Annotated in this window: 11 protein-coding genes; 10 read left to right on the top strand and 1 reads right to left on the bottom strand. The window is 40.0% G+C overall.

Going from position 1 to position 12,035, the window contains the following annotated elements:
* The 9 genes from V5N63_RS05210 to V5N63_RS05170 form a co-directional block, all read left to right on the top strand.
* Positions 1-770, top strand: a 770-nt coding sequence (locus V5N63_RS05210) for an ABC transporter permease (protein WP_332033091.1), incomplete at its 5' end; no start/stop codon positions are given.
* A gap of 56 nt (positions 771-826) precedes the next feature.
* A complete protein-coding gene (locus V5N63_RS05205; protein WP_332033090.1) occupies positions 827-1,915 on the top strand; it encodes an endonuclease in 1,089 nt (362 codons plus the stop codon).
* Positions 1,916-2,097: 182 nt separating this feature from the next.
* Positions 2,098-4,143 (top strand): endonuclease, encoded by a 2,046-nt coding sequence (locus V5N63_RS05200; RefSeq protein WP_332033089.1) that lies wholly within the window; start codon positions 2,098-2,100, stop codon positions 4,141-4,143.
* A gap of 123 nt (positions 4,144-4,266) precedes the next feature.
* A complete protein-coding gene (locus tag V5N63_RS05195; protein ID WP_332033088.1) occupies positions 4,267-5,049 on the top strand; it encodes a TIGR00266 family protein in 783 nt (260 codons plus the stop codon).
* Between the two features lie 221 nt (positions 5,050-5,270).
* On the top strand, positions 5,271-5,999 hold the full coding sequence (locus V5N63_RS05190) for a shikimate dehydrogenase family protein (RefSeq protein ID WP_332033087.1): 729 nt from the start codon (positions 5,271-5,273) through the stop codon (positions 5,997-5,999).
* 85 nt (positions 6,000-6,084) lie between these two features.
* The gene (locus V5N63_RS05185; RefSeq protein ID WP_332033086.1) at positions 6,085-8,088 is read left to right on the top strand and encodes a DUF349 domain-containing protein; all 2,004 of its coding nucleotides are present in this window, start codon (positions 6,085-6,087) and stop codon (positions 8,086-8,088) included.
* A gap of 2 nt (positions 8,089-8,090) precedes the next feature.
* Positions 8,091-8,690: a hypothetical protein gene (locus tag V5N63_RS05180; protein WP_332033085.1), complete on the top strand. Its 600-nt coding sequence runs from the start codon at positions 8,091-8,093 to the stop codon at positions 8,688-8,690.
* Between the two features lie 65 nt (positions 8,691-8,755).
* Entirely contained in the window at positions 8,756-9,778 is a 1,023-nt protein-coding gene (gene ribD, locus V5N63_RS05175) for a bifunctional diaminohydroxyphosphoribosylaminopyrimidine deaminase/5-amino-6-(5-phosphoribosylamino)uracil reductase RibD (protein ID WP_332033084.1), read from the top strand.
* Positions 9,779-9,780: 2 nt separating this feature from the next.
* The gene (locus V5N63_RS05170; RefSeq protein ID WP_088469468.1) at positions 9,781-10,383 is read left to right on the top strand and encodes an IMPACT family protein; all 603 of its coding nucleotides are present in this window, start codon (positions 9,781-9,783) and stop codon (positions 10,381-10,383) included.
* Position 10,384: 1 nt separating this feature from the next.
* On the opposite strand, the gene V5N63_RS05165 is transcribed toward V5N63_RS05170, so the two are convergent.
* Positions 10,385-11,092: a zinc metallopeptidase gene (locus tag V5N63_RS05165; protein ID WP_088469469.1), complete on the bottom strand. Its 708-nt coding sequence runs from the start codon at positions 11,090-11,092 to the stop codon at positions 10,385-10,387.
* A 110-nt stretch (positions 11,093-11,202) separates the two neighbouring features.
* Here V5N63_RS05165 and V5N63_RS05160 point away from each other — a divergent pair.
* On the top strand, positions 11,203-12,035 hold an 833-nt coding region (locus tag V5N63_RS05160), incomplete at its 3' end, for a GNAT family N-acetyltransferase (protein WP_332033083.1).

Genomic DNA, 12,035 nt, shown 5'->3' with positions numbered 1-12,035 from the left:
TGCTGGAAAATAAACTCGATAACCGCCTCGCCATTCCCATAGGCGAAAGTTCGGATTTTGCCAGTCTGATGATGCCCAAATCCGGCACCGGAATCATAAGCAAAGAAGAAGATATCTTCAACAAAAGAGAGATTTTCGTTTCCGGAGTTTTTCCCGGTAACGACCAGCTCGACAATACCATTATCTCCCCCATTGAACTGACGAGAGAACTGCTTGATCTGCCAAAAAAATCGGCATATAAAATCGTAATTAAACTCAAAAACCCTGAGTTGACGGATGCAGTAAAAGATCAACTGAAGGAAAAACTGGGCAGAAAATATATTGTAACAACCAAATCTGAGGAAAATGCAGCTTTCTGGAAAATGATTAATACGGAGAAACTCTTTATTTACCTCATCTTCAGTCTGGTGATTTTTATCACAACCTTTAATCTGGCAGGCGCGATTATTATTCTTCAGCTTGATAAAAAAGAGCAGGCAAAATCGCTGATTTCCTTGGGTATGAATTTAAAATCCTTGCGCAATATTTATTTCTACACCGGTCTGTTGATCGTATTCTTCGGTATTATGAGCGGATTGGTTTTAGGAACTGCCATCAGTTATTTCCAGATCAGCACAGGTTTCTTCAAAGCCGGTGCGGGAACCGAACTTGCTTTTCCGGTACGCATCCGGTTAGTTAACTATCTTATTGTAGGTGCTACAGCAGCGGTTTTCGGCTTCATGGTTTCCTGGTTCTTTTCAAAGATTAACAAGTCTTATTTTACTGCCTGATAAGGCGTTAGCGTTATTATTTTTTCTACCTTTGCCTTCTTAAATTAATTCGATACATGAAAAATTTTATAAGTTTAGTTGTAACGCTTTTCGCCGTAAGCTTCGGACATGCGCAAATTCCTGCCGGATATTACGATGCTGCCACGGGATTAACCGGATATTCTCTGAAAACCAAACTCAAGGAAATTGTAACTAACGGTCATCAGGACAAAGGCTACGGAGGACTGTGGGACGCTTATAAAGTTGGCGACCTCGACAAATTTTACGAAAACGACAATACCATTCTCGATATTTACTCAGAAAAACCTGCGGGACCGGATGCTTACAGTTACACTCCCGTAACCGACCAGTGCGGTGGCACTACCCCTGGAAGCGAAGGGGGTTGCTATAACCGCGAACACCTGTTTCCACAAGGATTTTTCAACTCCGCCTCTCCGATGAGGAACGACTACCATCATGTGATGCCGACAGATAACGTGGTGAATGGTAAAAGAAATAATTATCCTTTCGGCACCGTAGGAACTGCATCCTGGACTTCAACCAGCGGATCCAAACTTGGCGTAAGCAGTTTCCCTGGTTTTTTAGGAATCGTATTTGAACCGATTGATGAATTTAAAGGCGATGTTGCCAGAAGTTTACTTTATTTCATTACGCGATATGAAGACGATCTCCAGACCTTTAATTATAGTGATGTAAACAATCCACAGGACGGCAGCAAAAACCGTGGCTTCGACCAGTGGTATATCAATCTGCTGATGTTGTGGCACCAAAATGACCCTGTTTCGCCAAAAGAAATTGCAAGAAATAACTACGCCTATGTATATCAGAAAAACAGAAATCCTTATATCGACCATCCGGAATATGTTGCCATGATCTGGACCTCAACCCTGGGTACCGATGAAAATACGGCGAAAAAAGACACATTGAAAATCTCCCAGAACCCTGTTCGCAACGGCGCACTTACCGTAAGCGGAGACCATTTGGCGAAGATTTCTTCTGTTCAGATTATTTCAATGTCGGGACAAGTGGTGCAAACCATCAGAGAACCTTTTAAGAATTCAAATAAAATTATTTTAAAAAGCACATCAAAGGGTGTTTATTTCCTGAAAACTGCAGACCAGACTTTGAAGTTTATTGTAGAATAAATTCAGATAAAAATCACAATAATTACAAACCGGCAGCATTTGCCGGTTTTTTATTTTGTTCATTCATAAAGCAAATTCTTTTAAAAATCCTTATTTAATCGGATAAAATAGTGTGGATAACAATCTATTCTTCTGATTTGATTTTTTTATAACTTTACCCTCCCAATTTTATTTTAATTTACATGAAAAAATTCACCACTCTTTTACTTGGCTTCATGTTTTCTCTTGCTCTCGCTCAGGCACCTGCAGGATATTACAATGGCACCGAAGGCTTAACCGGCGCCGCACTGAAAACAAAACTCAGCGCGATTATTACGGCCGGACATAAAGACAACGGGTACGACGGTCTGTACAACGGATATCCAACAACAGATTCCGACCACTTTTATGAAAACGACGGAACCGTGCTCGATATGTATTCAGAGAATCCATCCGGAACGGATCCTTATACGTACAGACACGGAATTAAAAAATGCGGCAACTACAGTGTGGAAGGCGACTGCTACAACCGCGAACATGTAGTTCCCCAAAGTTTCTTCAACCAGCAGGCACCTATGCGCGGCGATATCCATTTCGTACGGCCAACCGACGGAAAAGTGAATGGAATGCGAAGCAACTACCCTTTCGGTGCTGTTAACAGCCCTTCTTTCACGTCGAAAAATGGGACCAAAGTAGGACCCAGCAGTTCACCGGGATACGGAGGAACCGTTGCTGAGCCTATTGATGAATTTAAAGGTGATATCGCCCGAATGATTTTTTATTTCGTGACAAGATATGAGAGCAGGCTGTCATCTTTCTCTACCGGAAACATGCTGGGCGGTTCCGCATACCCTGGTTTACAGGCGTGGGAAAGAGATGTACTGCTTGCATGGTCTACTCAGGATCCTGTTTCACCGACAGAAATCGAGCGGAACAACGCTTCTTATATTTTCCAAAAAAACAGAAATCCGTTTATTGACCACCCGGAATGGGTTCAGCTGATTTGGGGAAGCCAGACTTTGGATACTCAGGCACCTTCTGCTCCTACAAATTTAGCAGTAGTTTCCACAACCACCGCTTCAGCCAATCTAAGCTGGACTGCTTCAACAGACAATGTAGGTGTTTCATATTATAAAATCTTTGTAAACGGAAGCTTCCACAGCAACTCGAATGTAACTACAGCTACAGTTTCCGGACTTGCCCAGGGAACAACGTACAACTTCTATGTGATCGCAGTAGATGCAGCAAACAATGCATCAGCGCAAAGCAATACCGCCACCGGTACAACGTTGACTGATACACAGGCGCCAACAGCTCCGCTAAATTTAACCGTGAGTTCAGTCGGATCAAATAATATCGCAGTACAGTGGACAGCCGCTACGGACAATGTAGGAGTAACATCTTATGATATTTATGTAAACGGTGAGCTTATGGGATCTACAAGTTCAACTTCCACGAACATTGCTAACTTAAATCCGTTAACCACTTATTCTATTTATATTATAGCTAAAGATGCCGCAGGAAATGTTTCGCCTCAAAGTAATACGGTTACTGCTACCACTACAGCACTAAGCGCAAACTGCGGTGACGAAAACTTCGAAACCATCCCACCAAGTTCTTCCAATTACTCTACTTATAACTGGACGAGCAACGGAATTTCATGGACATCTGAAGACTCCAGAACCGACCAAACCATTAACGGAAGAGCCATCACTATTAGAGACGGTTTTGTTACAGCACTTTCAGTTCCAAACGGAATCGGTAACCTAAAAGTAACAACTCAACTTAAATTTTCCGGCTCAGCAGGAACTTTAAAAATCTTTGTTAACGGTACAGATACAGGTAAAACAGTTCCATACAGTTCTACAGTTACCACCACAACAGTAACAGATATTAACGTAGCCGGCCCTGTAGAAATTACACTTCAGAACTCAAGCACCACAAACAGAGTGGCAATTGATGACATGAGTTGGACCTGTTATGCACCCTCTGCCGGTGTAAACGAAAGTTCTGCAAGTAAAAATGCGATCAGCATCTACCCAAACCCTGTGAAGAACGGTGAATTAAATGTAAGCGGTAAAAACCTGTCTGAAATTAAAACCGCACAAATTTTTGATTTCACCGGAAAATTGGTTCAGACTGTTTCCCAGCCTTTTAAAAATTCAGCTAAAATCACTTTGAAAAACTTACCGAAAGGCGTTTACATCCTGAAAGCAGGAAACAGCACTGCAAAATTTATTGTAGAGTAATTTTCAGAACTCCATTCAAAACTAAATGCCGGAAGATTTTTCCGGCTTTTTTTATAGGTTGATCACTGCTCACAGTAACATTTATGCACCCTTTAATACTAATAAAGAAAAATAACGATAAAAATGAACAACCACGAAATCGACTACAAAATTCACGGCGAAGAAATGCAGTGTGTAGAAATAGAACTGGATCCCAATGAAAGCGTAATCTCCGAACCCGGAAGTTTTATGATGATGACCGAAGGAATTACCATGGAAACACTCTTTGGTGACGGGACAGAAAAAGGATTGATGGGCAAGCTGTTTTCTGCCGGAAAAAGAATGCTTACCGGAGAAAACCTTTTCATGACGGTTTTTACCAATACATCATCACAGAAAAGACAGGTTAATTTTGCGGCACCGTATTCTGGTAAAATCATTCCGCTGGATCTTTCCGAACTTGGCGGTAAAGTAATTTGCCAGAAAGACAGCTTCCTGTGTGCCGCAAAAGGCGTTTCTGTAGGAATTGAACTTCAGAAAAAACTCGGGACCGGCCTTTTCGGTGGTGAAGGATTCATCATGCAAAAGCTGGAAGGCGACGGGATGACTTTTGTTCACAGCGGCGGACATGTCATTGAAAAAGAACTGCAGCCCGGAGAAATCTTAAAAATCGATACCGGCTGTATCGTGGCATTCACCAAAGAAGTGCAGTATGACATTCAGTTTATAGGAGGAATAAAAAACTCGATTTTCGGAGGCGAAGGTCTTTTCTTTGCACAGCTTCGCGGTCCAGGAAAAGTGTGGATTCAAACCCTTCCAATCGCAAGACTTGCCAGCAGAATCCTGCAGTTCGGCACCACGAAAAAAGGGGAACAGGGCAGCATCCTCGGCGGTTTAGGAAACCTTCTGGACGGTGACGGATTATAAACACTTAGAGGAAATCTGATTTCCATCAGAGGGCAGGAATACTCTTCATGCCTTTTTGCATCGCGGTTTTACCTCCGGCAGAATGTTTAGATTTTATTCTTAGAAATACTTAAATAGTTGAAGAAGAGACAACAGTGAATTTAAAAAAAACAGATATAACTCATAAATAAAATTATTCCTGAAATAGCAATTCTTCAAAGTGCATTGATTATTTTTGAAGCATGGAAGAGCAAAAAAAGTTTGGAATCATTGGGCGGAACATTTCCTACTCTTTTTCCAAGAAATATTTCGAAGATAAATTTCAGCGGCTGATGCTGAAAAATCATTTTTACGATGTATATGATCTGCAGGATCTGTCGGAAATCGAAACTTTATTTAAAACCCAAAACCTGGTTGGACTGAATGTTACGATCCCTTTCAAAGAAAAAATAGTTCCCTACCTGGACGAACTCAGTGATGAGGCAGAAAAAACAGGCGCGGTAAACTGCATCCTGATTAAAGATCAGATAAAAAAAGGATTTAATACCGATGTTTTCGGATTCGAAAAAACACTTTTGCTTCACCGTAAAGATTTTCAGGATGCGGCGCTGGTTTTAGGCAATGGCGGCGCAGCAAAAGCGGTACAGTATGTTCTTGAAAAAAATAACATTCCTTATCAAACTGTTTCGCGAAACGGGGACTTAAATTTCGCAAATGTAACGGAAGAAATGGTTTCTAAAAACCGTCTTATCATCCAGTGCACTCCGGTGGGTACCTTTCCGAATGTGGATGACTGCCTGGATTTTGCTTTCAATGGAATCACCGATCAGCACCTTGTTATCGACCTGATTTACAATCCAAATTACACCAGTTTTATTAAAAAATCTTCTGAAAAAGGAGCCAAAACAGTGAACGGTTTCTATATGCTTGAACAGCAGGCAGAAAAAAACTGGGAAATTTGGAACTTTTAAAAAAAATAAGTTAAATTAGTGCTCTGTTTAACGTCAAAATTCCGGTAATAAAGTTTTGCCGCACAATTCTAATAACAAGTTTGCTATGATCACAGAAGATTCAGTCTCTGACAACAATGAAAAAAAACCACTTCATGAAGAGGTTTCCCAGGAAAACGGTTCCGAAAACACAACAGAAGTAAACACAGATGCCCTGGCAGAAACTCCTGTAGAGCAATCGCCTGAACAACCTGCGAGTAAAACTTCAGAAAATTCGACAGAAGAAGGTTTACAGGAAAAACCGGAACACCAGGCCGATGTAGACACACAGAAATCTGCAGAAACAGCACCTGACGAAAAAGTACTCTCAGAAATCGATCCTGAAAAAGCTGATGAAGGCGAACCCCATGAAGATCATCATGAAGAAGTTTTGGAATCTGTTGCACATTTAACGTTACCCGAAATCCTTAAAGAAATGGAAGCCATCATCAATAAAGAAGATGCTGGTGTACATTTCAGAACTTTCAATCATTTGAAAGAACAGGCAAATCACTATATTCACGACGAAACAGAAGATCAGAAAAGCGAGTTCATCGCGGCAGGAAATGCGGCGGAAGATTTCCACTTCCAGCACCCAGATCTTTCCAGACTTGCCGGCCTCATTACTATTTTCCGAGAGAAAAACAATGAGTACAGCAAAAAACAGGAAGAACAACACACAAAAAACCTGGAAAGAAGACAGCAGATTATTGAAAAACTTAAAAATCTGTATTCCAATACCGAAGCCGGAACCAACCTCTTTAAAGCCATCCGCGAAATAAAAGAAGCCTGGAAAAATGCCGGGCAGGTCGCTAAATCCGAGTTCAAACTGCTCAACAACAATTATTTTCATCATCTGAACCAATTCTATCAGATGTTGGATATGAATAAAGAATATATGGAGCAGGAATTTGCCCATAATCTGGAAAAACGCCAGCATATCATCGAGCGTGCAAAACAGCTGGAAACCGAACCTGCGGTACAGAAAGCACTGAATGAACTGCAGTATCTGCACAAACTCTGGAAAGAAGAAGCCGAACCGGTTGCTGAAGAATTCCGTGAAAAAACCTGGGAAGAATTCAAGGAAATTTCCAATAAAATTCATGAAAGAAAATCTGAACTTTCGGCTCAGATTGATGAGGAACAAAACGCCAACCTCGAGAAGAAAAATAAAATCATCGAGGAAATAAAAAAACTTGCTGCCCCGGAAAAAGAACCCAACCACAGCTACTGGCAAAATTCAATTAAAAAAATTGAGGAATTAAGAAGCGAATTCCTGAAGCTTGGAAGTGTTCCGCGAAAAGTTTCCAACCAGAATTGGAACGATTTCAAACTTCATTTAAGGAATTTCAACACGGTAAAAAACGAATTTTATAAAGGACTGAAAAGTTCGCAGCATACCAATCTGGAGGAAAAACTGAAACTGATACAGACCGCCAAAGACAACAGCCTTTCTGAAGACTGGGAAACTGCGGTGCCTCTCTTCAAAAAGCTTCAGGATGACTGGAAGAAAATCGGCCACGTCCCGCGAAGCATGACCAATAAAGTCTGGGATGAATTCCGTGAAGCCTGCAACGTATTCTTCAATAATTACAGAGAGAAAAACAATGCAGTAAACGACAACTGGAAAGAAAACTACAAGAATAAAAAACAGCTTCTGGAGGAACTGAAAGCGATTTCTGATGAAGAAGGAAGTGTAGAAAAAATTGAACACATAAAAACAAGCTGGAATAATATAGGCAAAGTACCGCGCGAAAAATTATCCATCAACAGCGAATTCAACAAAACACTGAGAGAAAAACTGAAACTCAACAAAATTCACGAATACGATCTGAAAGAAGAAGGTCTTTCTGAAAACCAGCTTACAGACAAAGCCCGGAAAATTAAAAACCAGATTGCAGATCTGGAAGCAGAAATCGTAAAGATGGAAAACAATGTCGGCTTTTTCAGCAATTCCTCACGCACCAATCCTTTACTAAAGGATACTTACGAAAAGATCGATGAGAAAAAATCCCAGCTCGAATCCATGAAACAGAGTCTGCACAAAATTCTTTCAGGCGAAAATCAGTAAAAATGATTAAAAAAATATTCTTAGCGATGCTTTTCACTTCCGCGACATTGATCCATGCGCAGGAAACTGAAACAAGTATTTTATCGTTTCCCAATCCTATTGAATACGACGGGACAGAATTTTATATCATTCAATCGAAACAGCGTTCCAAAACGCTCTTTCAGGAGCAGTATATCCCGAAAGATGAAAACTTCAGGGATTTTAATCAACTTATCGACTTTTCTTTTTTCAACAAAGAAATAGAAACTGAACTTGCGGTGAGACAAAAGGTTGAATCGGTGCAGCAGCGGGAGAAAAAAGATAAATTCGCCAAAGTTAACGTGACCGAAAGTCCGGACGGCAAAGAGTTTATCGTAGATTATTTTATTTCTGAAGCTCCCGAAAACGGCGATTCTTATATTGAATACAATATTTACCGTTTCAAAAATATGGAGAACGGAGGCCAGAAAAGTTTCCTGATCATGTCGTATGCAAAAAGAATGTACGGAGATCTGAAATCTGCCGCAAAAGCACTGGCAAAACAGCGCGACCATTTGATGGCAACAATGATCGAGTATAAAATTCCGGAAATAAAAGTTGCCCAGGCCAATCCCGGAAAATAAATACAACCACTTAAACACCCGCCAACTGTTGGGTGTTTTTAGTTATTAAAACTTGAAATCCAGCGATGACCGACGAAATATACATGAAACGCTGCATTGACCTGGCAAAAAACGCTTTGGGATACACTTATCCCAATCCTTTGGTAGGAAGCGTTATTGTTCATAACGGCCTTATAATTGGTGAAGGTTTTCATCAAAAGGCAGGAGAAAACCATGCAGAAATCAACGCAGTTAATTCGGTAAAAAACAAAGCATTATTAAAAGAAGCCACGATTTATGTGTCGCTGGAACCCTGCGCTCATTTCGGAAAAACACCGCCGTGTGCGAATAAAATAACCGAAACCGGATTTAAAAAAGTGGTTATCGGCACCCTGGATTCTCATGAAAAAGTGAATGGAAAAGGAAAAAAGATGATTGAAAATGCCGGAATCGAAGTGATTTCCGGAGTTTTAGAAAATGAATGCCAGGAACTCAATAAAAGATTTTTTACGTTTCACCGGAAAAAAAGACCATTCATCATTCTGAAATGGGCAGAGTCGGGAGACGGATTTCTGGATAAAGATTTTAAACCTACCCAAATCGGAAACATTTTAACCAAACAGTTTGTTCATCAGTTAAGAAGCGACGAACACGCAATTTTGGTGGGAACAAATACAGCATTAACCGATAATCCCGGGCTAACGACAAGGGAAATTACAGGAAGAAATCCCGTAAGAATTTTGATTGATTTTGATCTACAAGTTCCTGGAAACTTTAATATTTACAATAACGAAGCGCCAACTTTAGTGTTCAATGGGGTGAAAGATTCAGAAGAAAGTAACATAAAATTCATCAAAATTAAAAAGGAAAACTTTCTTGAAAATTTAATGCAAAAACTTTATAAAAATCAAATTCAGTCGGTGATTGTTGAAGGCGGAAGTTTTACACTTCAACAGTTTATCGATGCGGAGATTTGGGACGAAGCCATCATCATCAAAAATGAAAACCTGAAGTTGACCAACGGAACAAAAGCACCTGAATTTCATCACGGAAATTTCGAAACAAAAAATTTCAGAGACAATATCATTGAATTTCATAAAAACTTCTAAACTTGGAATTTTCTTTCAATACTATAAAATCACCTGTAGAAAACATTCTTTTAAAAGAAAAAGGAAGCAAATTCATCGGTTTTGCCTTTCCTGTTGATGATGAAGCAGAACTGAAGAAAAGTTTAGAAAAAATACGCGAAGAACACCCGAAAGCTACACATCACTGCTATGCCTACCGGCTTGGCATAAAAGGTGAAAATTACCGCGCTAATGACGACGGCGAACCTTCCGGAAGCGCAGGCCTGCCAATTTACAATCAACTTTTGGCTCACGAAATAACGAATGTGTTAGTTATTGTGGTTCGGTATTACGGCGGAACAAAACTTGGCGTTTCCGGTCTCGTAAAAACGTATAAAGAGTCTGCAAAAATTACATTGGAGGAAGCAGAAATCGTTAAAAAGGAGCTGGAGTCTGAGATTGAAATAAGCTTCGGCTTCAGTCAACAAAACCAAATCTTTACTTTACTCAGTAAATTCGACGGAAGAATTCTGGACTTTCTGTCCGATGAGAAATGTATCATCACCGCTAAAATAAAAACTTCCATAAAAGAAAACATCTCGGAACAACTGTCCGAGATGCAAAATATTTCTTTCCGGTTTAACTAGCTTAATCTCTCCTGCCCATAAGCATCGATGCCCAATACAGCAGCTGTGCCAAAGAACCGAGTGCTGCAACCAGATAAGTTCTTGCCGCCCATGTTAATGAATCCTTTACCCCAACATATTCTTCTGAAGTAACTGTTCCGGTGTCTTTCAACCATTTCATTGCTCTGTTACTTGCATCATATTCCACCGGCAAAGTCACGAAAGCGAAAAGGGTGGTAACAGCGAACATAGCAACACCAATCGCAAGCACCGTGGTATTTCCGTTAGGATTTTCTATAGTTTGCGTTGCACTCATCAGCACAATACCCGCGATTAATACAAACTGCATAAGGTTTGAACTGATGCTTACAATAGGAACGAGTTTGGAACGAAGCTGAAGCATCGAATATCCTACAGCATGCTGTACCGCGTGTCCGCACTCGTGTGCTGCAACTGCGGCTGCTGCGGCGTTGCGCTGCATATAAACTCCTTCTGAAAGATTCACTGTTTTGTTTACCGGATTATAATGGTCTGTAAGTTGTCCGGGTACTGAAATTACCTGTACATCATGTATTCCGTTATCTCTCAACATTTTTTCCGCCACTTCTTTTCCGGACATTCCGTTTCTTAAATGAACCTGAGAATAGTGCTCGAATTTAGATTTCAATCTTGCTGAAACCAACCAACTTACGAGCATCGAGAGTCCAATAATTAGATAATAACCTGTCATTTTTTCTTTTTATTTATTATATGTTCAAACTGTAATTTGAAAGTAAAAAACGTGCCAAAGTTTTTATATTTGTTTTTATCCTTTATCTTTGTTTTTTCAAACAAAACAGCATGTCCGCAATATTAATAAAGGAAGTACAAAGTGTTCAGGATTTAAAAAAATTCATCACTTTTCCTATGGAACTTTACAAAAATAACAAAAATTATGTACCGCCTTTAATCAACGAGGAAAAAAACATCTGGAATCCCGCAGAAAATCCTGCTTTTAAGTATTCCGAGGCCAAACAGTTTCTTGCGGAACGAAACGGAAAAATTGTGGGTAGAATCGCTGTAATGATCAACCATAAGGAAGAAAAAGAATTGGGCATCAGCAAAGTACGCTTCGGTTGGCTCGATTTTATTGATGACCTGGAAGTATCTAAACTTTTAATCGATACTGCTGTGAATTATGCCAGAGAAAGAGGCATAAAAAAAATTGAAGGCCCCATGGGATTTACCAATCTTGACAAATCGGGAATGCTGACAATGGGTTTTGATAAGATTGCAACAATGATCGGCCTTTACAATTTCGAATACTACCCAAAACACATGGAAAAACTTGGGTTGGTTAAAGAAAAAGAATGGGTAGAATTTGAAATGAATTTCCCAACCGTACTGCCGGAAAAAGTTAACAAATTCAGTTCTTTGATTGCACAGAAATACAAACTGAATGTGATTGACTTCAAAAGCAAAAAAGAAATTTTACCTCTGGTGGAGCCCATGTTCAAGCTTTTAGATCAGACTTATAATTCGCTCTCCACGTACACCCCCATTTCCGACGAGCAGATCAAAACTTACCGCGAGAAATACTTCCCTTTCATTGATAAAAATTATGTGATCTGCGTGGAAGATGAAAATCATCAGCTTGTTGCTTTTGCGATTACAATGCCGTCTTATTCCAAAGC

The sequence above is a fragment of the Kaistella sp. genome (genome assembly GCF_032060305.1).
Taxonomy (GTDB): domain Bacteria; phylum Bacteroidota; class Bacteroidia; order Flavobacteriales; family Weeksellaceae; genus Kaistella; species Kaistella yananensis.
This window is presented reverse-complemented; position numbering and strand designations above follow the sequence as displayed.

Excerpts from the sequence above, each read along its gene's own strand:
- V5N63_RS05195 (WP_332033088.1), top strand. The coding sequence starts at position 4,267 with ATGAACAACCACGAAATCGACTACAAAATTCACGGCGAAGAAATGCAG.
- V5N63_RS05205 (WP_332033090.1), top strand. The coding sequence starts at position 827 with ATGAAAAATTTTATAAGTTTAGTTGTAACGCTTTTCGCCGTAAGCTTC.
- ribD (WP_332033084.1), top strand. The coding sequence starts at position 8,756 with ATGACCGACGAAATATACATGAAACGCTGCATTGACCTGGCAAAAAAC.
- V5N63_RS05200 (WP_332033089.1), top strand. The coding sequence starts at position 2,098 with ATGAAAAAATTCACCACTCTTTTACTTGGCTTCATGTTTTCTCTTGCT.
- V5N63_RS05180 (WP_332033085.1), top strand. The coding sequence starts at position 8,091 with ATGATTAAAAAAATATTCTTAGCGATGCTTTTCACTTCCGCGACATTG.
- V5N63_RS05185 (WP_332033086.1), top strand. The coding sequence starts at position 6,085 with ATGATCACAGAAGATTCAGTCTCTGACAACAATGAAAAAAAACCACTT.
- V5N63_RS05190 (WP_332033087.1), top strand. The coding sequence starts at position 5,271 with ATGGAAGAGCAAAAAAAGTTTGGAATCATTGGGCGGAACATTTCCTAC.
- V5N63_RS05165 (WP_088469469.1), bottom strand. The coding sequence starts at position 11,092 with ATGACAGGTTATTATCTAATTATTGGACTCTCGATGCTCGTAAGTTGG.